This is a genomic window from Kitasatospora sp. UYEF31 (assembly GCF_057291755.1).
Window position 1 is genome coordinate 1 of the sequence record NZ_JBXAWK010000042.1, and the last position, 19,570, is coordinate 19,570.

Here is a 19,570-nt window from a genome sequence, read left to right on the forward strand (position 1 = left end):
GCACGGCATCGATCCGCTGACCGCCCTACGTGACCTCTTCGCCGGGCGGCCGTGGATGCTGCCCACGGCCAGCTGAGACCCCTAAATAGTTACCCCATGGCTACCCAGGCCCAACTGATCGCCGCCGTCAAGGCCGCCGGTGCGTCCGGCTGGACGATCGAGCAGCAGAGCACCGGATACCTCGTCAGCCGGACCACCGAGCACGACACCCCGGACTACATCCCCGCCGACTGGTGGCCGGAGCCGACCTTCACGCGCCTGTACCAGCTCGGCCTCGTCGTCCATGGCGGCAAGATCATCGCCGTCACCAAGCGGGAGGGCCCGGCACCCTGGGTGGGCGCGCGCGAGAACTCCATCTCCAACAAGGCCGCCATCTCTTACCTCACCGAAGCCGGGAGTCCGGACATCGTCACCTCCGGGGCGATCGCATGAACACTCCGGAGCCCACGGAGTGGACCGTCTTCTACGTTCCCGTCGACGGCAACACGTCCCTCAGCATCTGCGCAATGAGACTGTCCGGCCCGGACTTCCGCACCGCCCTGATCGCCGAGTTGCACGCCACCTGGGACGAGAATTACGGGGGCCTCGCGGACGCACTGGTGCCCCCCAGGCTCGACGGTGACGAGCTGATCGAGGAGTGGAAGGACGAGCAGCACGGGATACGCGTCGTCATCGGACACCACGAGTCCGAGGCCCTCGGAGCGTGCTTGTCCACCGGTGACGCCGCCTGACCCCTGCACGCCGCCAAGAAGCGAGCCGAAGCGGGAGGGCGAACCCGCTGCGGCCACCACGACCACCCAGCGCAAGGAGCTGACCCCTGTGCCCGACATCCTTCCGCACACCGGCCTGGCTGTCCCCCACCTCCGTTTCGCCATCACGTTGCTCGAATCTACGAGCGACCTTGCCCACTACCGGGGCGTGCTGACCTACGACGGCCGCACCATCGGCACCGTCGAGGACTCCGGCACAGGCGGGAGCCCCGTGCTCCACCACCATTCACACGCCGACCTCGGCGTTGTGCGGGACTTCGTCGCCGGGGCCCGACAAGATGGTGTTCCGGTCGACGCCGACGAGGTCTACGAAACACTTGTCCGCGAGTTCGACACCGAACGCAGCGTCCGCGCCGCGATGCGGTGCGGCCAGACCCTCGCCCGCGGTTTCGCCGAGAGCGGGTCCGTGTTGGTCTTCGTCGCCGTCCACGGGCGGCCCAGCGTCTTCGCCGAAGCCCTCGCCGACCAGATCGCCGTCCAGGCGCCGCAGGCCGTGCGCTGGGAACTGTGGACCGGTGACCGCTGGACGCCCCCGGCAACAGCGGGCCCCCGGTGAACCGGCCAGCTGTGACAGACGGCGCGGCACTCATCCTCGCCACCGCCGCCGGCGAGAACATCCACGTACGGCGTGTCGAGACCGACTGGGCCTTCGGTGTCACGTCGTACGAAGTCGCCCAGTTCGAAGGCTGGTTCACCCTCACACCCTTGCGCGGCGAGCCGGACGCCCTCCTCCTGGACTACGGCCGCCCGGTCTCCTGCACCCTCAACCGTTCCACCGGCACCCTGTGGGAGGACCGGCCGGTATTCAACGGGATGGAGGTCCGCGGAGGCTCCCGCGTGAAGATCGCCGACATGGAGGAACACCTCGCCGATCCCCAGTGGCGAGCCGAAGAGCTGTGGCACCACTGGATGAGCCGGCCGCGCCGCGTCTACCCGCGCCCGTCCGGGAGCGACCCCTGGGAGCGCAAGCAGGTCACCGACAACGCCTACCGGCGCGCCGCGTCCACCGTGGCAGCTCTCGTCCGCCATTACGCGGCCCGGGAGGACCGTGCCGAACTGAGGCACGCCCGCCACGTCGCGTACGCGCCGCTCGACATCACGAACCTTCGGAACCAGCGGGCGACCGCACTCCGGGAGGTGCGTGAGCGCCTGGAGCAGGCCCGGGAGTGCGGCCGACGGATCGCCGAGCTGCGAGAACTCCGCCCCGTACGGCCCCCCGCACGAAGCCGTCACCGGCCCGAGAGGGGGGTTGACTTCTCCCAGCCGGCTAGGTGAATTAGTACATGTCGAAACGAGGAAGGCAAGCCTCGGGATCGGCCACCACGACCGTCTCTTCACCAAGGAGTTGCATCCTCATGCCGCACCAGCCTCACGCCCACGGTTCGTGCGCGGCCTGCGTGGCCACGGGCCTGCCCGCCGTCGCGGCACGGGATCTCAGGGTCGGCATGCTCATCCAGGACAAGTTCTCCCCGGGCCCGTACACCGAATACTCGATCGGTGAGATCGGCGCGGTCAACGTCGACGAGAGCAGCTGCTTCCCCGTCGCCTGGTCCTTCCGTTGGGAGCGGGTCTACAGGGGAACCGAGGAGATCTACGCCTACCCCGACAGCAGCTTCTGCACCTACAACGTCGGGGGTGACCACGAGTACCTCCCGCTTGAGCCCGGCAGCGCCGAGCCTCCGGCCGAGAAGTACGCCAACCCGACCTACCCCTAACGGCGGCGGCGCGCCCCGGTACCTGCCGGGGTACGTGGCAGCCCACCGCGCTCCGGGACGGCAAACCCGGGGCCGCCCACCACGACCACCACCAAGGAGGCGTCCCGATGGGAGCCCGCGCCATCATCGAATGGCACCAGTCAGACAGCGATTCCCCTGTGCTCTTCCAGCGCAACCCCTGGCTGAGCCCCAGCACCTTTTTGCCCGCGCTCGCGGACTTCGTACACGCCGCGCGGGAACTCGGAGAGGCCCCCGCTGCGGACCTCTTCCGGAACTGGGCCGCCGGTCACGCCCCTCACGTCCTGGGCGAGGACGAAGGAGGCGACCGCATGGTGTTCCTGCTGCCAGGCTCTGATGTGCAGTTCCACTACCTGGTGCAACTCACGACGGGGCGGCGGCCTTCCGGGCGCACGCTGCTGGTGACGACCCGAGAGCGGGAGACGACCCTGCCCGGTGCCCGGGGCCGCTGGGACGTCACCCACCAGGCCGGCACCGACGACGAGCTCTACGACGTCGCCGCTGACCTGCTCTCGCGTCAGGCTGCCCACATCCGCCGACTGGCGGCCGGAGGCCGGGGTGGCCCCATGCCTTCGCCTGACGAAATCGCAGAGCGCGGGGAGCGAATCCGCAGCCGCGTCGGCCGGTCGGTCCAGGAGGCGGACAAGGCGGCCCGGACACCGGGCGAGGGCGCGAGCCGGTGAACAGCGTGAACACCCTCTGGAATCCTCCGCGGACGCTTCCCCTGCAACGCGAAGGCCTCGCCGTCCTCGGCCACGCCCACGGCCCGACCCATTCGCCCTGGACCGTTCAGGGGCGGGTGGCGGAGCGAACCCGGTACAGCGTCCACGCCGTCGACGCCGACCGGAACAGGATGCTCGTGTCGATCTGCGGCGTCGTCTCCGCAGACGGGGCCACCGGGTGGCCGCACCCACGGCGGGGCGTCACGGGCTGGGCCAGGCCCGCGGACTTCGAACTGATCCTCCTCACCCACCCGCGTACCAGCGGTCCCTACGACGGGTACCGATGTCATCACCACGTCGCGACCCACCCCGGCGCCCGGCCCTGCTGGCACTGCGCAGCCCGCCCGTCCGAGGACGGCTGCGACTACTTCGCCACGACGCGTTACGCCTTCCTTCCCTCCTGACGAGCCGGTCATGGGCGCCGGCCGTGCCCTCATCCACCGGGCCAAGCCTGGATAGCAGTGCAGGCTGGAGCGGGGCTCCGCCCCGGACCCCGGCCTCACTCCCAGAGGGGTGGTCCCCGTCGTCGACTGCGGCTGGTCGGTGGTCGGGGAGCTGTGGGGCCGCGCGGTGTCCCTCCGCCCGATCGACGTCCGAACCCTGCCACCCCCGGCCGGGAGCGGCAGGCCAGGCCGCTACGCGGTCGCTGCGCGAGCCCACCGCTCCCGGCCGGGCGCGGCACCCACCGCGCCGCCGACCGACCGGAGGGACACCCCGCTACGGGCAGCGCCAACCTGCGGGCGCAGGGAAGCCGCGCGAAAAGATCATGAAAACCCGCAGGTCAGGAGTTGACACCCACGCCCTGAGCGGGTAAATTAGTACATGTCGGAACGGGGAGGGCAAACCCCGGGAACGACCACCACGACCATTCCTTCCAAGGAGCGCATCATGGCATTCGAGACCACCGAGTTCACCCGTCGCGCCGCCGCTGTCATCCCGACCGACGCCGCATCGGACGCCCGGAACGCCTCTCTCGCCGACCTCGCGCAGATCCTGGAGCGCCAGCAGGCCGACAAGATCGACATGGTCGCCCCGGCCTCCGCCCTCACCGTCCACCACGGCAACATCACCGTCCAGGGCCTCCCGCCCATCCTCACCGAGCACGGCGTAACCATGGCGGACGGCACCTACCGCCCCACCACCGTCGCCGACGAGGGCATCTCCGCCAAGCTGGGCATCCCGCTCGCCTACCTGCGCCGGATGCGCGCCGACAAGGTCGACCTGTACGACGCCAACGTCTCCGGATGGCTGGCCGAGGACCCGGCCCGCAAGTTCCTCCTGCGCGGCTTCAGCGGCCAGCAGGGCGGGGAGGGCATCCTCCGCGCGTTCCTGTCCGACAGCTACAAGATGATCGACAACTTCGATGTCCTCATGGCCGCGCTGAACGGCGTCCGCGCCTCCGGCCACGAGGTCAAGATCACCGGATGCGACCTCACGGAACGCCGCATGATCGTGCGCGTCGAGTCCGAGCACATCAAGGTGCTCGCCCCCAGCCTCCTCAAGGGCTACCGCTCTCCCTTCTCCGGCCAGACCGGCGACGAACTCCCCATCGTCAGCGCCGGATTCGTGCTCGCCAACAGCGAGGTCGGCGCGGGAGCGTTCACGATCACACCGCGCATCGTCGTCCAGGTGTGCACCAACGGCATGACCGTCACCAAGGACGCACTGCGCGCCGTCCACCTCGGCGCGAAGCTGGACGAAGGCGTCATCCGCTGGTCCGGCGACACCGAGACCAAGAACCTCGAACTGATCACCGCCCAGGCGCGCGACGCCGTCGGCACCTTCCTTGACCGTGAGTACGTCGAGGCGAAGTTGACCGAGATCGAGAAGGACGCGGGCCGCGAGATCGCCGACCCCGTCAAGACGGTCGAGGTCGTGTCGAAGAAGCTCAAGTTCTCCGACAGCCTCCGCGAATCCATCCTCGGCCACTTCATCCGGGGCGGACAGACCACGGCGGGCGGAGTCATGCAGGCGATCACCGCCACCGCGCAGACGCTCACCGACGCAGATGCGGCGTTCGAGCTTGAGGGCCAAGCCCTCACCGCGATGAGCCTCGCAGCCAACGCGTAACCACCAGCCGCCGCCCGGAGCCCACCCCACCCGCTCCGGGCGGCTTCCCCGCCCGGCCCGTCCCCCCCGGACGGGCCGGGCCCCAGGGCATCAGCCGCCCCGGCGCGCAGCCGCGAACGCGGCGGCATCGAGCCGCCGCGTTCGCGAACGCCCCCGCCCGCCCCACTTCCGGCCGTACGGCGGCCGACCCCAGCCACCGCCCAAGGAGCAACACGCCATGTCCCGCCTGATAGCCGTCGACCCGATCGGGTGCGGCTGCACCGAATGCTTGATCGGCGAGTACGTCCCGCTGGACCGCGCCAGCGCTGCCCATGTCGCCGCGCTGCTGACCGGCAGGCTCCGCAACCACACCGGAGCGACGTTCCAGGTCAGCGCCGACTATGAGCTGGAGTCCGGAACCAACCTGCTCACGGCCACCCCGCACGCCATCCGCGTGCAGTGTGAGGACCTCACCTGGGAACTCGAAGCGTGGCAGGTGGCCGCGATCCCCGCCCCCTGAACCCAGGGAGGCGGACGCGGACCGCGCCGTTGGCGGCATCGAGCCGCCAACGGCGCGAACGCCCCTCTCGCTTCTCCCGCCGGCCGTACGGCGGCTGACGCTCCGTCCCGGGGCGCGGTCGCGACGGCATCGAGCCGCCGCGACCGCGTACACGACCGCCGCCCCGTACGCGACCGCGGTCCCGCCTCCACCCCGCAACCGAAGGAGTCCCATGTCCCCCGAACGTCAGCACCTCCCGACGGACCAGGCGGAGCAGCACCTCGGCTGCTACGGCCTGCTGAAGATGGAGATCACCACCGATCACGCGGACGGCACGGTCGCTTACCGGCTCACCGGTCCCCATGTTCGCGGTTCCGTGGTCCTCTCCCCCGCTACCAGGACCGCCGACCCCACGGTGCCGACCTACTCCTGGTCGCCGGACCTCCTGATCATCTTCGGCACCGAACCCGTCTCGCCGGCCCTCCCGCGCGGGGATCGGTTGACCATCAACGGCGTACCGCTCGCAGGCCCGTCCCGGGTCAACTTCGCCCGGCTCGATGAAGACAGTCCGGTCCCGACCTCCCGGCGCAACGAAGCCGGCAACCCCATACCGCTGCCGCCCGCCACACAAGCCCACGCCCACGCCGTGCTCGGTGCCGTCGTCGAGCACTGGCGGGCCCGGAGCGACCTCCCCGAACTCGAACACAGCGCGCAGCTGGCCGGCGCTCCGTACTGGCTCGCCGCCCACCAGAAGCAGCTGGCCGAACGCGAGGAGGCACTCCTCCGCGCCACGCAGGCCCGCGACAAGGCCGGCGCGCACGTCCAACAGCTCCGGACCCTGCTGGACGACCGGACCCTGGCCGCCGCTTGAGGCGGCGGCGGGACGGGCACCTGCCCGCTCCGCGGCCACGCAGGGGAGGCCGGCGCTCCGCGCCGGGTGGAGCCCGGCTGACGCCGGGCGCTGCAACCTGCCGGACCTCCGCTGCGCTGCGGTCCGGCAGGGATCTCCCCCTCCATCCCGGCTCTTCGATTGTGGGTCCGCGCACACGGACCTCAAGCGCTCCGGTCCGTGTCCTCGCCGGCCCGCTCCTTCGTGGCTATACCGGCTGCGGTACTCCCTCCCGCGCTTGACCTCCGCGCACGCGGACCCTGTTTCTTTTTTCGCGGGAGGGAGGGGGAAATGGTCCCCGGGCAACGGCACTGTGGGGCCGAGGCCGGACCCCGGCTGACGGACCGTTTGGGGCTTGGCCACACCACAGGGACACGCAGCCGCTCCGCGCCCGCCACCCCGAGCAAGCCGAGCCCGTTCATAAAACCGCAGGTCAGGAGTTGACACCCCTAACTTTATCAGGTAAATTAGTACATGTCGGAACGGGGAGGGCAAACCTCGGATCGGCCACCACGAACCACCGAGTCGAGGAGCGATCCCATGACCGCCGTCATCACCGAGGCCGCACCCGTCCATATCGAGACCGCGCCCGCCGTCATCGAGTTCGACGAGATCACCTGCGACCAGTGCGGGGATCGCTCCGGCTTCCCCGACGACGCCGACGCGGGCGCATGGGACGCCCACGACAAGGGCTGGCACATCTTCAACCGCGACGACTGCGGCTGTGCGCTGCTGTGCGGCGACTGCGCCGAGGAGTGGTGCGGCGTGAAGGACGACAGCCCCCGCCTGTTCGGGATGCGCGTCATCTGACCGGCCGGAGCGGCCCCGTAAGGGGCCGCCCCCGCCCCGCCCCCGAATTCTGCAAGCCAAAGGAAATCGCCATGTTCGCCATTTACGCCGCCTCCCTGTCCGACTACAACGCCTGAACCTATCACGGAAAGTGGATCGACGTTCAGCAGGATACCGAGGAGGTTTACAAGGAAATCGGCGACATGCTTGCGAAGTCCCGTCGAGAAGGTGCGGAAGAATTCGCCATTCACGACTACGAGGGATTCGACGGTATCCCGCTCGGGGAAAATGAGAACATAGAAGACCTGGTGATGCTGGCCGAAGCACTGGACGAATACCCCGCCGCCGTGGTCGGTCACTTCTACGGAGAGGTAGAGGCGAAGGATATTGCGGAAACTTGCCAAGGGAAATTCATCACAACCGTACACGGCCACATCGGGGCGGAATCAGCGGTAACGGAACACGCCCTCGAATACCTCTCCGACAGCGGCGCGGAAGGCGTTCCCCAGTTGTGGCGCGATCACATCGCCGCCGTTGCGGGATCGCTCGCCGTCGACTGGATTGCAGCATCCACCGTAAGCGCGATTTACGACGGAGCCGGAACCTGGCACCTGGTCCGGGGGAATTCTTGAGATGTCCAAGAATCGCGTATGCAGGAGTTGACAGCCTTACCCCGAACAGGTAAATTAGTACATGTCGAAACAGGGAAGGCAAACCCCGGGACCGGCCACCACGAACCACCGAGTCCAGGAGACGAACATGCCCGCCGTGATGCTCACCGCCGCCGACCAGCTCGACACCATCCGGGAGATCGCACAGGAGCTGTACGGCAGCCGCGCCGAGACTGTCGACCGGGTCGGATACGGCTACTTCCGCGCCGACGACTACGAGTACGGCGCGGAGTTCGTCGCCCGCCCCCTGGATTCGCTGGACAGCATCAAGGCGACCGAGTTGCGTCACGAACTGTCCCTGCACGTCGCCGAGTACGCCGACGACCCCGAGGCAGACCCGGACCGGGTCCAGGACAAGGGCGACACCGTCCGGCTGTAGCAGCCGCCCCCGCGCCCTCACCGGGCGCGGGGGCCCGCCCGCCGCGCCCCAGGACAGCCCGGGGCCGGCCGCCCCCGCACCCCCGCGCAGAACGGACCGCCAGTGAACGCCCAGCCCGTCACCGACCCGCTCATGTCCCTGCTCGCCCGCGCAGCCGCCGGAGACCGCGCCGCCATGATCGCGTTCGACGCCGAGCGCGCCGCCCGTATCCGCGCTCGCGAACGCGCCACCGAGAGCGGCCGGGCCGCCGCATGGCGCATGATCCGCCACACCGCCGAGGAGCGCACCGACCGATGAGCCCCCACCCCGCCGCGCCGCCCCTGGACCCCGATCCGTACACCGACCCCGCCGCCCACCTCCACGCGCACCGCCGACGACTCCATCAGGCCAACACCGACATAGCCGGGGCGTTCCTGTTCTCCGCAGCCCCGGACGTCCGGCTCCACTGGCCCGCCGCAGCGCGCGTCATCCTCGACCGGACCGACACCGACCGCATCCCGGGCCGCCCCGCGCGGTTCCTCCGGCTGGAGGACGCGAACGGGGCCACGGTGGCCACCCGTGAGGACATCGACGCGCTACACGGACGCCGGGCGGATCTCTGGGCGGACGCCATCAGCGAGATCACAGCCGCCGTACGCCACTGGGACGCGGGAGCCGTCCCCGGTGACCGGCTGTGGCGGATCGAGTCCCGCCACAGCTTCGAGCACCAGGCCGAGCCGCCCTACCTCTGCACGGTCACCCTTCCCCCCGCCTCCCCCATCGACCGCAGCACCCCGCCCCCGCCGCTCGCACCCGTCCGGTTGCCGCCCGGGGCCCGGTGCGCCAACTGCGGCACCCGCGCGGCCGAGCCGTTCCCCGTCGAGGCCAACGACTGGCGACAGGGCGACCGGCTGTGCGCCCGGTGCGCGGCGAGCTACATATGGCGCGCCGAGGACTGGGAGCGCATCCAGGTCGACGGCGTCACGGTCTACGTCCACCGATGAACAGCCCGCATCCACGGGGGCGGGGAGTTGACACCCCCGCCCCGGTCGGGTAGATTAGTACATGTCGAAACAGGGAAGGCAAACCCCGGGGCCGGCCACCACGAACCACCGAGTCCAGGAGTGAATCCCATGGGTTACACGCACTACTTCTCGTACGCCCCCGAGGCGGAGGGGTTCCGGAACAACTGGCTCCAGCTGCGCCTGGACGCTGCCGCGATCACCGACTACGTCAAGAAGCAGGGCGTCGCGCTCGCCGGAGGCATGGGCAAGGGGGCACCGCTGATCGACGAGGACGGAATCTGTTTCAACGGCCGGGGCCCGGACAGCCACGAGACGTTCTACCTCGGACTCAGCCCCGGCGACTACGCGCGGCGCGGAGGTCCGTTCGTCTGGGACTTCTGCAAAACGGCCGCCAAGCCCTACGACATGGCCGTGTCCGCCCTACTGCTCCGCGCCCACACCCTCAACCCCGCCCACGTCGCCATCGGCAGTGACGGCGAGTGGGACGCCGATTGGCTGGAAGCCCGCACCATCCACAAGATCCTTTTTGGTGATCCGGGCATGACCGACCCCTTCACGGACACCACCGTTGGCCCCATGGCCGTCCAGCGCTGACCAGCGGCCCCACGCCGCCGCCCGGGGCCGTCGCGCCCCGGGCGGCCTGCCCCAGGACCCCGCACATCCACCCGAAGGGCCCGCCGTGACCGCCACGCTCGACGCACCCCCCAGCGCCACCGTCTACGCCCGCATCGTCGCCAGTACCACCCTGTACGCCGCCACGTGCGACCACTGCCCGGCGTGGCTCGGCCCGGTCACCATCGACCAGGAGCAGCACAAGCGGGACGTGTGGGCGCTCGCGGCCCGGCATCCCCAGCCCCCGGCGCGCCCGTTCGAGGAGTGGGGCACGCCCGCACCCCTCCCCGCCACGCGAGGCGAAGAGGTCGGCGAACTCCCGGTGTACGGCGTCATCTGCGCGGACTGCCCGAACTACCAGGGGCAACGCACCGTCGAGCGCGAGCGGCTTACCGCGTACATCGCCGCACACGAGGCCGTGCACCAGGCCCACGAGCGCAAGCGGTACGACTGGACCACCGAGGCGCACCGGGCCCACATGGCCGCAGTCAAGGCCGATTCCGGCCGCTGGATCTAGCTCCGCCCGACCGGGGCGGGGAGTTGACACCCTCGCCCCCGATCGGGTAGATTAGTACATGTCGAAATAGGGAGGGCAAGCCCCGGGCCGGCCACCGCGAACCATCCGCTGCAACGAGGAGCACCCCATGGTCAGCACCGACCGCGCCGCCCGAGACCGCAAGGCGTTCAAGGGCCGCCTGGAGACCGCCGCCGAGGCCGGCCGGACGAACGCCCGACGCTATGCGAGCGACTGGTGGGACCGGCTCCACGCCGAGGGGCTGACGGCGGAGAGCGTCCGCATGGACAGCTTCTTCGAGACCATCACCGGCTACCAGTTCCAGATCGAGCTGTGGGCAGACCTCATTGACGCGCTGAGCATCAGCAGGGATGCCGTCGCGACGTGGCACGAGAAGATCGCGCGGGCCGAGCAGAGTTCCACCCGGACCGAGGGGAGTATGGGCAACCCCGTCGCCGACGCCCGGCAGCACCTGTGGCGCGACGCGAATGAGAAGTTCGCCCGGTACGCCGCCGACTACTTCCGGCGCGTCAGCTAACGCCGTCGCTCCCCGGTTGACGAACATGCCCAAATGAGGTAGATTAGTACATGTCGAAACAGGGAAGGCAAGCCCCGGACTGGCCACCACGAGCCACTGAGCGAGACGAGGACGTCATGCAGACCGCCACCCGCTTCACGATCGGCCCGCGCACGCTGGAGTCCACGGAGGAGAGCGCGTACGGCGAACTGAGCAGGGAGCACGTGCGCTACGTCAACGGCCAGCCCTACCGCTTCGTCTGGTGGGAATACCGCTCCGGCGACACCTTCGTTGATGTCTACCTCCCCGCCGTCTCCACTCAGGTGATGATCGACACCTTCCCCGACTTCGCCGAGATGCCCCAGCATTTCGAGTGGGAGCTACACCGTGAGTTCAGCAGCTTTATGTTCGACAACTGACCCCGAAACCAGCCGGGGCGGAGGTTGACACCTTCGCCCCGAGCAGGTAAATTAGTACATGTCGCAAAGAGGAAGGCAAGCCCCGGGCCGGCCGCTACGAACCACGAGAACGAGGAGATCCCACCCATGGCAGGCGAGACCGTCATCACCCTGATCGGCAACCTGGTCGACGACCCGGAGCTGCGCTTCACCCCGTCCGGCGCGGCCGTCGCCAAATTCCGCGTCGCCTCCACGCCCCGCACCTTCGACCGGCAGACCAACGAATGGAAGGACGGCGAAAGCCTCTTCCTCACCTGCTCGGTATGGCGCAACGTCGCCGAGAACGTCGCCGAGTCCCTGACCAAGGGCATGCGCGTCATCATTCAGGGCCGACTCAAGCAGCGGTCCTACGAGACCAACGAAGGCGAGAAGCGGACGGTCTACGAACTCGATGTCGAGGAGGTGGGCCCGAGCCTGCGCGGCGCAACCGCCAAGATCACCAAGGTCCAGCGCAACGGCAACCAGCAGCCCCAGCAGCAGGGCGGCGGCGGATGGGGCCAGCAGCCCCAGCAGGGCGGTACCCCGGCCGCCGACCCCTGGGCGACCGCGCCGACCACCGGCGACGAGCCCCCGTTCTGACGCCCGCCCCGGGTGGCCGCGCCCAGCGCAGCGCGGCCACCCGGCACCCATTACGACGCCCGCGCAGCCCGGCCGTGGCCGGGCCGGCATCGAGCCGGCCCGGCCACGCGCGCCCCGCTCGCGCCACCTGGCCGCCGCACGCGGCCTCAAGCCCGCCCCCACTCCGGACCCCCAACAGGGAGAACCGCCTCGTGACCATCAGCAGCGAGATACCGCCGCACTTCGCCGTCACCTTCCACACCGCCGCCAACGGCCGCTCTACCGCCGTCGAGGACCCCGTGAGCCTGGCGGAGACCCTGGGCATCGCCCAGCCACCCGCCGAGCCCGTACGCACCTACGCCAACGACGGAGTCACCCCGCAGCTCAGCGTCGTACCGCTCGACCTAGCCTGGCAGACCATGACCGGCGAACAGGTCCGCGAGGCGACCGCCATGCTGACCGGCACCGAGTGGTGGAGCAGCAGGCCCGGGCGCATGTCCCTCCAGCAGAGCCGGTTCACCGGCGAGGACATCGGCGAAATCGTCCGCGTCTACGCGAGCGAGGGAGAACTCGTCGCGGTCGCCCCGCACATCGTCGGCATCACGATCCGCGGCGAACCCCAGATCTATCTCCCGCACTACGCGCCAGCCGCCTGGAGCCGCGCCGAGCGCGTCCCGGCCGCCGGCGACCCGGCCGCCGTATCGGCAGCCCTCGTCCGCGCCGGCTTCCGCCCGGCCGCCGGCTCCACGGGGCAGTTCACCGCCGACGGCGGCGCCGCGTACGGCCGACCGGAGACGGTGCTGCTCACCGCCACCGGGCAGAGGTGGTTCACCGACAGCGTGGGGATGGCCAACGCCCTGGAGCGCGACGACTTCACGACCGAGCAGACCGAGGAACCCGAAGTCCGCGCCGTACGACCGGCCACCACCGCCGAGATCGCACAGCGCCGGTCCCGGGAACAGCAAGGAGCCGATCCGGTCTGGCTGCCGACCGCCGCGGTAGGACGTACGTCCCGGTGACACGGGACGCTGCGCCTCAGGAGTTGTATCTTGACGACTCGTAAGGTAAATTAGTACATGTCGAAAAAGGGAGGCAAGCCCCGGACCGTACACCACGACCACCCGCACCACGGGGCGGACACATTCCGCCCCCGGCTGCACCCGCAGCCGGAGAGTGCCCTCAGGAAGGAAGCGGCCCATGACCGCTACCACCGTCGGCGGCGTCGCCGTCATCGAAGAGCAGAGCGTGGAGTCCCCGCTCAGCACGCCCGAGAAGCCCGTCTACTTCAAGCAGACCCTGCACCTGCTCCTGGCCGACGGCACCGAACGGTACGGGTGCCGCCACTGCACCTACACCTCAGAGAGGATCGGCACCGTCCGCTCACATCTCGCGGAGCACACCATGCCCAGCACTCCGGTCAGGCGAAACGTCAAGGCGCCGAAGGCCGTCACCGCCCCCGCCCGGTCCGTACGGAACCTGAACCGGTCACGGCGGCGGGCTCCCTGGAGTCCCTCAACCTGGGCGAACTCGTCCGACAGGCCCAGGCCGCGCGAAAGATCGCCAAGGAACGCGACCTCGCCCGCAAGGAGGCCACCGTCGCACGCGAAGCCCTGGACGGGTGGATCGGTCGGGCCAAGAGGGCCGAGCAGCAGCTCGCGGCCATCGAGAAGATCCTCCAGCCGTAGCCCGAATCGCCCACGCAGGCTCCCACCCGCGTTGCGCGGGTGGGAGCCTGCGTGGCAGCCGCACCCGCCAGGAGCCCCTCGCGCCCGAGCGCGCCATCATCGACTGGACCGGCCCCGACGGACAACCGCAGGCCCGGATCTACTCCCGCTGGTCCCCGCCCGCACAGCAGATCCCCGCCCTCGCCGACTTCCTCTCCATCCACCCCGACCCGGCCGGCCGTGACCTCGCGACCTACCGGGCCTGGGTCACCGAACACGCCCCGCATCTCATCACCGCCGTCGTACCACCATCCGCCCCTGAACGATCGACAGCCATCGACTACCGCTACCGCGTCCGACTCCGCCCCCTGGCCATCCGAGCCCTCAGCCACCGTGACGGAAAGTGGACAACCACCGTCCACGCAGAGAACGCCGGCGACCTGTTCGCCGCCGCGGCCCAGCTCCTCACCGAACAGGCCGCCCGTGTACGCGTGCTCGCCGGAGCCCTGCCCCGTCCGCCCTACGCCGCCTACCTTGCCGACCCGGCCTCCCTCGAAGCCGCTGCTCGGCACCACGAGATCAACGCCGCTGCCGCCGGATGGTGGCCCGACGACCATGGCGCACAGCTTTCCGCTTGACCTCCCCCATACCGCTAGGTAGTTTAGTAAACGTCGGAAAAGGGAGGGCAGGCCCCGGACCGCACACCACGACCACGTACGGAGATCAGCCGACATGAACACCGCCCTCGCCCTGCTGCCCGACGCCACCAGCCACGTACTCCACGCGGCGGCCACGACTGCGCCCTGCGTCGCTGACGCGGTACGGCACATCGGAACCTGCCAGCACCTGCCGGACTGGCCCACGGCTCCCATCACGATGCCCGCGAACCTCCGTGACCACCAGCAGGTCGCCCGGGCCGTCCACGCAGCCGTCACCTCCGGCACCTGCACCTGCCTCCACGGGCTGCCCGAACAACTCCTCGCCGATGTCGTTCACCGCTGGGCCAACGCCCTCGACGCCGGAAGCTGGTACGGCCAGTCCGCCCACCGCTCCTCCGACGAGGTTCGCGAACACAGCCGCCGCCAGTACGACAAGGAGATCACCGACCTGCGCCGTTTCACCGACTGGATCACCAGCGGCACGGCAGCACACACCGCCCAGGGGACATGGTGACGGGCGCGCCGACGCGCAACGGCCCGAACGCGGCATCGAGCCGCGCCCAGGCCGAACCCCCGCCGCCGCTTGACCCGTCCGTCACCGCGACCAGGAGCACCAACATGACGACCCCAACCACGGCCAGCCCCGAACTCGCCTACGGCCTCTTCGACGGTCTGCGCCGCGAAGCCGCCGAATGGGCAGACGACACCTCCTGGATCAACGCCCTGTGGGACCTCGACCCCGCTCAGGCCCTCACTCTGATCGAGAACAGCAGCTACGCACCCAGCCAGATCGCCAACCCCGCCGCAGCCGCGATCCGACACCTCGACCCGACGACCTTCGACCCGCCCACCGATCCCCCGTGACGCCCCAAACCCGGCGCCCCGGCCGGCGACGGTGCGGTGCTCCCACACTCTGCTGTGTGGAGAGCACCGCACACGTCGCCGGCCTGTCGGCGTCTCCACCTCTTTCCAGCAGCCCGCGGCCGGACGCCCCGCCCGCGCACCGGCCCCCGACCAGGAGCACCCACCCATGAAGACCACCGACGAGATCAAGGAAGCATTCGCCAAGCTGCCGAAGCGCATCACCATCGCGGACATCGCCAAGGCGACCGGCCGCACGGTGTTCTCCGTACGCAACTGGGTCTACGACGAAGCGGACTTCCCCGCCGACGAGCCGCCCCCGGGCCTCCGCGGCGTCAAGTACCGCGACCGCGACAAGGTGCTGGCCTGGTACATCGACCAGCCGTTCGCCAAGAACGACACCGCCAGCGGACCCCGCGAGGTAGCCGAACGCGCACGTATCGCCCGACCCCGCAAGGCGCGGATGGACACCAAGGACCTGGCGCGCACGCTCAAGATCACCCCAAGGGGAGTGAACTACTACGCGAGCGCGTACAGCACCGACAAATCCGAGGACCCCTTCCCCGGCGCGGACGAGAAGGGAGAGCGCGACTGGCCAGCCGTACGCGAATGGATCCTGCGGAACGCAGAACGAGACCGCAAGCCGTCGAACCCCCCTACCCGCTCCCGCGACGAGAGTGGCCTCACCGCCCGCGAGCGTGAAGCCCTCGAGTTCGTCCGAGCGGCCGACGAGGCCGGCCAGGCAGTCACCCCGGAGGCACTCGCCGAGCACCTGGGCGTGAAAACCCTCGACTCAGCGAACCGGATTCTCCGGTCGATCGCGCCGCACCGCAACGCGAAGGCGAACCGCCTCCGCCCGACGGCACTCGCCCGGGAGATCGGCACCACGGCAGACATGGTGAAGTACTACGCCCGCACCTACGCCGGCGGCGACGACCCGTTCCCGACCCGCGACGAGAACGGCGAGCGCGACGTCGACGACGTCCGGGCGTGGATCAAGCGGCGCGAGGCCCTGGTCGCCAACGGCCAGGGCCAGCGCGACAACCCGACGACGGACCCGAAGTAACACCCACGGACACGACAACGGCCCCCACCCCGCACCCCGCAGAACGCCATCTGCAGAATGAACGGGCTGGGGGCCGTTCGGCGCCGACCACTACGCGGCCGCGCTCTCCCGCTCCCCCTCGTCCGACTTGCCCGCATCAGCGGAAGCAGCCGCTTCTGTCGCCACTCCGTCCGCGGTTCCGGCGGCCGACTCGGTAACCGCAGCCGCCGGGCGCACCACAACCGTCGGCTTGTTCCCCGCATCCGCCTCCACCTCCGGCTCGTCCTCACCCTGGCTCAGGTACCGGCGTATGTCGCGCAGCGAGAGCCCGAGCTCATCCGCGGCACTCTGCTGACTGCCGAACACCTCGATCGCCTCCTGGACCGCCGCCGACATCTCGGCCTCGACCCCCGCGACCTCCTTCGCCGCGTCCTTCTCGATCACCGCGATCTTCTGCTCCTTGGCGGTGTCGATGCCTTCGAGCTTCTTCTCCAACTTGTCGACCGTCTCCAGAGCCTTGAGCTGGCGCCGCTGCTTGTCGCGCAGACGCTGCTTCCGGTCGAGCTTCAGTTCGTTGTTCCGTGAAGTCATGTCGGGATCTTAGGCAGACAGGACAACTCCGAGTAAAGCCCCATAGGGCCCCACGACCTGCGGTGATGCTCACACCGCGCCTCGGGCGCACGCGGCGGGAGACGAGACCGCCGTCCCCATCGCTGGATCGCGTAGGCAGACGCCCACACGGCGTTCGCCGCCCACCGGGGCCGCGGCAGGCAATCCGACCGGACAGGCGGCTCAGCGCCCGTCCCGGCCGACGGCCACCCCACACTCGAACTCGAGGCCCGCTTCCGATGCCGCGGCCGGCCAGCCGGCCGCCAGCAGCCCGGCCGCCTGCAGCTACCCATGAGCCCTCCGCCGTGCCTGTCAACGCCCTGGTGACCGGCACCAGCCATGTTCGTACGCCACGATCCCTCGCGTCTTAATCGTTCCACCGCCTGAGCAGCACTACCTCTGACGTTCTGTCGTCCCCGCAGCACTCATCACTACCACCCGTTGATGAGGGCGGAGGCCGTCACGCTCCCTGCTCTCACGCGTTCGGCGCGGAGGTACCAGTCAGGGCTGCCCTTCATCGCCGCGGAGCTTCCGCAGCCACTCGGTGGGGTCGGTCTTGTACACCTTGCGATCGGTGATTTCGCTCAGCAGCTCGACGTTGCCCATGTCCATCGCCATCATCATCGCGCTGCCCCGTAGGGCGGAGGCGACGGTGAGCAGGTCCTCGCCGCTGTGTAGGGCGGAGGCGACGGTGAGCAGATCCTCGTCGCTGTAGTCGTTCATGCGCAGGCCGACATCGTTCATCCGCTCGACCAGCAGGCGGAGCGCACCCGCAGTAGAGACGGCCTGGCGGACAAGGGCAGCGAGTTCCTCGTTCCGATTCCCCATGTCTTCAGAATGACGCTGGCCGGCCCGATGTTCTACGCGACAGGCTGCGCCGACCACGACCAGTCCTGGCGCCCCCCACCGGCCCCTGGAGCGCGACGTCCTCGCCGACTTCGACGCCGTGGTGCTCTTCCAGGCGCACCACGGCGGCAGCGTCTCCCCGCACGACCGGGACCCACCAGAGTGGGCCGCCGCCATTGTCGCGCGACCCGAAAGTGGCAGTGCCCGGCGACATGAACGTTGTCAGTGAGACGCTGCCATCTATGGGAAGGATCAAGAAGAACAAGCCGCTCGTCGAGGCGGTTCCATATCAGCCACGGGTGATGTCGTCCGAGTCGTAGAACAGGCTGCCGACACCCTGTTCCTGCTCGTCGGTGCGGTAGAAGTACTTGTACGGGGCAGCGCTGAGCGGACCGGATTCGTACCAGCGGTTGTTGACGAAGGAGAATTTTCCTTCGGTGTGCCCGACCGCCTTGCCGTCGAGACAGCTGCCTTGCGGCCAGACCGAGGCGGTGGGGACGAGCTGTTCACCTTCGCCGGAGCTGTACGTGCGGTAGTACTTCGGAGCTCCGCCCTGCTTGCTGACGGTGACATGGCAGTTTGCTGAGCTCTGCGCTGCCGATGCCGTGGCGGTCGTCGTTGCCAGGGGCGACAGGGCAAGCGGAACGGCGATGAGGGCGGCAAAGGTGCGGGGGAGGCGCATCGTTCTCCGTACGTTCGGATGACGAGATTGGGTGGGGACACGGCTGGTCCGCAACTCTCGCGGGACGGGGATGTGGTGCAGCGGGTGCTCAAGCGTGCAGACCTCCTCGGGAGAGGTCACACGATGATCAAACGGCTCTACCTGAACCAGGACACGGGTTTACACGGAGTCTTGCTCCGTGTCGGACCGCACGAGAGTGTCGATGTCCTGCGCCCCGATCAGGCGGAGGCCATCGCCGGGAGAACGAATCCCCGCCCGGACGTTCCGGCCCGTTGAGTACCTGACGAACGCCTTATCCAGCACTCCGAGACTCTGATCACTGGCCAGCCATCACCCTAATGACCCGCCGCATCGATCGCGGCAAGCAGAGCCTGGACCCCCTGGCCCTCGCCCCACGTCACCTCGCACGCGTGTGACTGAGCACGAGAGTTGACGGGGTTCGCCAACTGCCGCGCTCAGGGTTCGCGGAGCGGGAGCCAAGGCTGTTCGGGTGTTAGGGCATGTCGCGTGGCCGCCCGGCCAAGTTGGGCAGCCTGATCGCCGCTTGCGTCACTGCCCTGTCCGTGACCGCTCTCGCTGCCGGTGTTCTGCTCGGTGGATCCGGAGTTGCGATGGCCAACCCGGATGCCGACTTCGAGCAGGGCTCCGCGGGAGCGACCCGTGGCTTCGCCAACTGCGACATCGCCGCCGCGATTCCCACGCACTTCGGCCCCGCCTTCACTTCGCCCTGCGCCAAGGACATGGAGACGGAACACGAAGCCTTCACGCAGTTCAGGGGCTGACCCCTGCCGTACCGGCCGGCCCCGGGGAATACCGGGACCGGCCGGTCCACGTCCCAGCCACGCTGACCGGTTGCGTACCCTCCAGCCGAAGCGCTCAGTCTCAACAAGCCGACCTGCTTGTTCTCCTCGCGCGACCCTCTGACCTCGCGCTTCAGGTGTCGACGGCGGCATCGACACCGCCGACGCCGCGCAGCGCCGGGCCCTCGAAGACCTCGCCGCCGCCGACATGGTCGCCCGCGGTGAGCTCGTCCACGTTCT

30 protein-coding genes are annotated in these 19,570 nt (G+C 69.4%); 27 read left to right on the forward strand and 3 right to left on the reverse strand.

Going from position 1 to position 19,570, the window contains the following annotated elements; genetic code table 11:
• Positions 1–96: 96 nt before the first annotated feature.
• The 26 genes from AC0Z36_RS20215 to AC0Z36_RS20340 all read left to right on the forward strand — a co-directional run bounded on the left by AC0Z36_RS20215 (position 97) and on the right by AC0Z36_RS20340 (position 16,414).
• Entirely contained in the window at positions 97–432 is a 336-nt protein-coding gene (locus AC0Z36_RS20215) for a hypothetical protein (protein WP_485464371.1), read from the forward strand.
• The gene (locus AC0Z36_RS20220; RefSeq protein WP_485464372.1) at positions 429–731 is read left to right on the forward strand and encodes a hypothetical protein; all 303 of its coding nucleotides are present in this window, start codon (positions 429–431) and stop codon (positions 729–731) included. Before AC0Z36_RS20215 ends, AC0Z36_RS20220 begins: the two co-directional genes overlap by 4 nt.
• Before the next feature lie 88 nt (positions 732–819).
• A complete protein-coding gene (locus tag AC0Z36_RS20225; protein WP_485464373.1) occupies positions 820–1,326 on the forward strand; it encodes a hypothetical protein in 507 nt (168 codons plus the stop codon).
• A gap of 11 nt (positions 1,327–1,337) precedes the next feature.
• Complete coding sequence (locus AC0Z36_RS20230; protein ID WP_485464374.1) at positions 1,338–2,045, forward strand: urease accessory UreF family protein; 708 nt, start codon at positions 1,338–1,340, stop codon at positions 2,043–2,045.
• Positions 2,046–2,125: 80 nt separating this feature from the next.
• The gene (locus tag AC0Z36_RS20235; RefSeq protein WP_485464375.1) at positions 2,126–2,485 is read left to right on the forward strand and encodes a hypothetical protein; all 360 of its coding nucleotides are present in this window, start codon (positions 2,126–2,128) and stop codon (positions 2,483–2,485) included.
• A gap of 107 nt (positions 2,486–2,592) precedes the next feature.
• Positions 2,593–3,186, forward strand: a complete 594-nt coding sequence (locus tag AC0Z36_RS20240; protein WP_485464376.1) for a hypothetical protein — start codon at positions 2,593–2,595, stop codon at positions 3,184–3,186.
• 5 nt (positions 3,187–3,191) lie between these two features.
• Positions 3,192–3,629, forward strand: a complete 438-nt coding sequence (locus AC0Z36_RS20245) for a hypothetical protein (RefSeq protein WP_485464377.1) — start codon at positions 3,192–3,194, stop codon at positions 3,627–3,629.
• Between the two features lie 484 nt (positions 3,630–4,113).
• Positions 4,114–5,295 (forward strand): DUF932 domain-containing protein, encoded by a 1,182-nt coding sequence (locus tag AC0Z36_RS20250; RefSeq protein WP_485464378.1) that lies wholly within the window; start codon positions 4,114–4,116, stop codon positions 5,293–5,295.
• A gap of 217 nt (positions 5,296–5,512) precedes the next feature.
• Positions 5,513–5,794, forward strand: a complete 282-nt coding sequence (locus tag AC0Z36_RS20255; protein WP_485464379.1) for a hypothetical protein — start codon at positions 5,513–5,515, stop codon at positions 5,792–5,794.
• Between the two features lie 211 nt (positions 5,795–6,005).
• Positions 6,006–6,644, forward strand: a complete 639-nt coding sequence (locus AC0Z36_RS20260; RefSeq protein WP_485464380.1) for a hypothetical protein — start codon at positions 6,006–6,008, stop codon at positions 6,642–6,644.
• A 558-nt stretch (positions 6,645–7,202) separates the two neighbouring features.
• Positions 7,203–7,472 (forward strand): hypothetical protein, encoded by a 270-nt coding sequence (locus AC0Z36_RS20265; protein ID WP_485464381.1) that lies wholly within the window; start codon positions 7,203–7,205, stop codon positions 7,470–7,472.
• 134 nt (positions 7,473–7,606) lie between these two features.
• The gene (locus AC0Z36_RS20270) at positions 7,607–8,083 is read left to right on the forward strand and encodes an antirestriction protein ArdA (protein WP_485464437.1); all 477 of its coding nucleotides are present in this window, start codon (positions 7,607–7,609) and stop codon (positions 8,081–8,083) included.
• Positions 8,084–8,210: 127 nt separating this feature from the next.
• A complete protein-coding gene (locus AC0Z36_RS20275; RefSeq protein WP_485464382.1) occupies positions 8,211–8,501 on the forward strand; it encodes a hypothetical protein in 291 nt (96 codons plus the stop codon).
• A gap of 102 nt (positions 8,502–8,603) precedes the next feature.
• On the forward strand, positions 8,604–8,798 hold the full coding sequence (locus tag AC0Z36_RS20280) for a hypothetical protein (protein WP_485464383.1): 195 nt from the start codon (positions 8,604–8,606) through the stop codon (positions 8,796–8,798).
• Positions 8,795–9,484: a hypothetical protein gene (locus AC0Z36_RS20285; protein WP_485464384.1), complete on the forward strand. Its 690-nt coding sequence runs from the start codon at positions 8,795–8,797 to the stop codon at positions 9,482–9,484. The genes AC0Z36_RS20280 and AC0Z36_RS20285 overlap by 4 nt, the downstream gene beginning before the upstream one ends.
• Before the next feature lie 129 nt (positions 9,485–9,613).
• Positions 9,614–10,099: a hypothetical protein gene (locus AC0Z36_RS20290; RefSeq protein ID WP_485464385.1), complete on the forward strand. Its 486-nt coding sequence runs from the start codon at positions 9,614–9,616 to the stop codon at positions 10,097–10,099.
• Positions 10,100–10,184: 85 nt separating this feature from the next.
• Entirely contained in the window at positions 10,185–10,634 is a 450-nt protein-coding gene (locus AC0Z36_RS20295; RefSeq protein ID WP_485464386.1) for a hypothetical protein, read from the forward strand.
• A gap of 127 nt (positions 10,635–10,761) precedes the next feature.
• Positions 10,762–11,169, forward strand: coding sequence for a hypothetical protein (locus AC0Z36_RS20300; RefSeq protein ID WP_485464387.1), 408 nt, complete (start codon positions 10,762–10,764; stop codon positions 11,167–11,169).
• 116 nt (positions 11,170–11,285) lie between these two features.
• Positions 11,286–11,567, forward strand: coding sequence for a hypothetical protein (locus AC0Z36_RS20305; protein ID WP_485464388.1), 282 nt, complete (start codon positions 11,286–11,288; stop codon positions 11,565–11,567).
• A 126-nt stretch (positions 11,568–11,693) separates the two neighbouring features.
• Entirely contained in the window at positions 11,694–12,185 is a 492-nt protein-coding gene (locus tag AC0Z36_RS20310; RefSeq protein ID WP_485464389.1) for a single-stranded DNA-binding protein, read from the forward strand.
• Positions 12,186–12,376: 191 nt separating this feature from the next.
• Positions 12,377–13,183 (forward strand): hypothetical protein, encoded by an 807-nt coding sequence (locus tag AC0Z36_RS20315; protein WP_485464390.1) that lies wholly within the window; start codon positions 12,377–12,379, stop codon positions 13,181–13,183.
• A 315-nt stretch (positions 13,184–13,498) separates the two neighbouring features.
• Positions 13,499–13,849 carry a hypothetical protein gene (locus AC0Z36_RS20320; protein ID WP_485464391.1) on the forward strand — a complete coding sequence of 117 codons (351 nt, stop codon included), beginning with the start codon at positions 13,499–13,501 and terminating at the stop codon, positions 13,847–13,849.
• Positions 13,783–14,466 (forward strand): hypothetical protein, encoded by a 684-nt coding sequence (locus AC0Z36_RS20325; protein WP_485464392.1) that lies wholly within the window; start codon positions 13,783–13,785, stop codon positions 14,464–14,466. The genes AC0Z36_RS20320 and AC0Z36_RS20325 overlap by 67 nt, the downstream gene beginning before the upstream one ends.
• Positions 14,467–14,560: 94 nt before the next feature.
• Complete coding sequence (locus AC0Z36_RS20330) at positions 14,561–15,001, forward strand: hypothetical protein (protein ID WP_485464393.1); 441 nt, start codon at positions 14,561–14,563, stop codon at positions 14,999–15,001.
• A gap of 104 nt (positions 15,002–15,105) precedes the next feature.
• Positions 15,106–15,351 (forward strand): hypothetical protein, encoded by a 246-nt coding sequence (locus tag AC0Z36_RS20335; RefSeq protein ID WP_485464394.1) that lies wholly within the window; start codon positions 15,106–15,108, stop codon positions 15,349–15,351.
• A 166-nt stretch (positions 15,352–15,517) separates the two neighbouring features.
• Positions 15,518–16,414 carry a hypothetical protein gene (locus tag AC0Z36_RS20340; protein WP_485464395.1) on the forward strand — a complete coding sequence of 299 codons (897 nt, stop codon included), beginning with the start codon at positions 15,518–15,520 and terminating at the stop codon, positions 16,412–16,414.
• A 90-nt stretch (positions 16,415–16,504) separates the two neighbouring features.
• Here the strand turns inward: AC0Z36_RS20340 and AC0Z36_RS20345 are convergent, their stop codons facing one another.
• The 3 genes from AC0Z36_RS20345 to AC0Z36_RS20355 all read right to left on the reverse strand — a co-directional run bounded on the left by AC0Z36_RS20345 (position 16,505) and on the right by AC0Z36_RS20355 (position 18,530).
• Positions 16,505–16,984 carry a hypothetical protein gene (locus tag AC0Z36_RS20345; protein ID WP_485464396.1) on the reverse strand — a complete coding sequence of 160 codons (480 nt, stop codon included), beginning with the start codon at positions 16,982–16,984 and terminating at the stop codon, positions 16,505–16,507.
• 519 nt (positions 16,985–17,503) lie between these two features.
• Positions 17,504–17,830 (reverse strand): hypothetical protein, encoded by a 327-nt coding sequence (locus tag AC0Z36_RS20350; protein ID WP_485464397.1) that lies wholly within the window; start codon positions 17,828–17,830, stop codon positions 17,504–17,506.
• A 307-nt stretch (positions 17,831–18,137) separates the two neighbouring features.
• Entirely contained in the window at positions 18,138–18,530 is a 393-nt protein-coding gene (locus AC0Z36_RS20355) for a hypothetical protein (protein WP_485464398.1), read from the reverse strand.
• 563 nt (positions 18,531–19,093) lie between these two features.
• Between AC0Z36_RS20355 and AC0Z36_RS20360 the strand changes: the two genes are divergently transcribed.
• Positions 19,094–19,312: a hypothetical protein gene (locus AC0Z36_RS20360; protein ID WP_485464399.1), complete on the forward strand. Its 219-nt coding sequence runs from the start codon at positions 19,094–19,096 to the stop codon at positions 19,310–19,312.
• Positions 19,313–19,570 lie beyond the last annotated feature (258 nt).

Excerpts from the sequence above, each read along its gene's own strand:
- AC0Z36_RS20275 (WP_485464382.1), top strand. The coding sequence starts at position 8,211 with ATGCCCGCCGTGATGCTCACCGCCGCCGACCAGCTCGACACCATCCGG.
- AC0Z36_RS20260 (WP_485464380.1), top strand. The coding sequence starts at position 6,006 with ATGTCCCCCGAACGTCAGCACCTCCCGACGGACCAGGCGGAGCAGCAC.
- AC0Z36_RS20350 (WP_485464397.1), bottom strand. The coding sequence starts at position 17,830 with ATGGGGAATCGGAACGAGGAACTCGCTGCCCTTGTCCGCCAGGCCGTC.
- AC0Z36_RS20355 (WP_485464398.1), bottom strand. The coding sequence starts at position 18,530 with ATGCGCCTCCCCCGCACCTTTGCCGCCCTCATCGCCGTTCCGCTTGCC.
- AC0Z36_RS20310 (WP_485464389.1), top strand. The coding sequence starts at position 11,694 with ATGGCAGGCGAGACCGTCATCACCCTGATCGGCAACCTGGTCGACGAC.
- AC0Z36_RS20290 (WP_485464385.1), top strand. The coding sequence starts at position 9,614 with ATGGGTTACACGCACTACTTCTCGTACGCCCCCGAGGCGGAGGGGTTC.
- AC0Z36_RS20235 (WP_485464375.1), top strand. The coding sequence starts at position 2,126 with ATGCCGCACCAGCCTCACGCCCACGGTTCGTGCGCGGCCTGCGTGGCC.
- AC0Z36_RS20305 (WP_485464388.1), top strand. The coding sequence starts at position 11,286 with ATGCAGACCGCCACCCGCTTCACGATCGGCCCGCGCACGCTGGAGTCC.
- AC0Z36_RS20340 (WP_485464395.1), top strand. The coding sequence starts at position 15,518 with ATGAAGACCACCGACGAGATCAAGGAAGCATTCGCCAAGCTGCCGAAG.
- AC0Z36_RS20300 (WP_485464387.1), top strand. The coding sequence starts at position 10,762 with ATGGTCAGCACCGACCGCGCCGCCCGAGACCGCAAGGCGTTCAAGGGC.
- AC0Z36_RS20330 (WP_485464393.1), top strand. The coding sequence starts at position 14,561 with ATGAACACCGCCCTCGCCCTGCTGCCCGACGCCACCAGCCACGTACTC.
- AC0Z36_RS20220 (WP_485464372.1), top strand. The coding sequence starts at position 429 with ATGAACACTCCGGAGCCCACGGAGTGGACCGTCTTCTACGTTCCCGTC.
- AC0Z36_RS20240 (WP_485464376.1), top strand. The coding sequence starts at position 2,593 with ATGGGAGCCCGCGCCATCATCGAATGGCACCAGTCAGACAGCGATTCC.
- AC0Z36_RS20265 (WP_485464381.1), top strand. The coding sequence starts at position 7,203 with ATGACCGCCGTCATCACCGAGGCCGCACCCGTCCATATCGAGACCGCG.
- AC0Z36_RS20255 (WP_485464379.1), top strand. The coding sequence starts at position 5,513 with ATGTCCCGCCTGATAGCCGTCGACCCGATCGGGTGCGGCTGCACCGAA.
- AC0Z36_RS20335 (WP_485464394.1), top strand. The coding sequence starts at position 15,106 with ATGACGACCCCAACCACGGCCAGCCCCGAACTCGCCTACGGCCTCTTC.
- AC0Z36_RS20345 (WP_485464396.1), bottom strand. The coding sequence starts at position 16,984 with ATGACTTCACGGAACAACGAACTGAAGCTCGACCGGAAGCAGCGTCTG.
- AC0Z36_RS20215 (WP_485464371.1), top strand. The coding sequence starts at position 97 with ATGGCTACCCAGGCCCAACTGATCGCCGCCGTCAAGGCCGCCGGTGCG.
- AC0Z36_RS20250 (WP_485464378.1), top strand. The coding sequence starts at position 4,114 with ATGGCATTCGAGACCACCGAGTTCACCCGTCGCGCCGCCGCTGTCATC.
- AC0Z36_RS20285 (WP_485464384.1), top strand. The coding sequence starts at position 8,795 with ATGAGCCCCCACCCCGCCGCGCCGCCCCTGGACCCCGATCCGTACACC.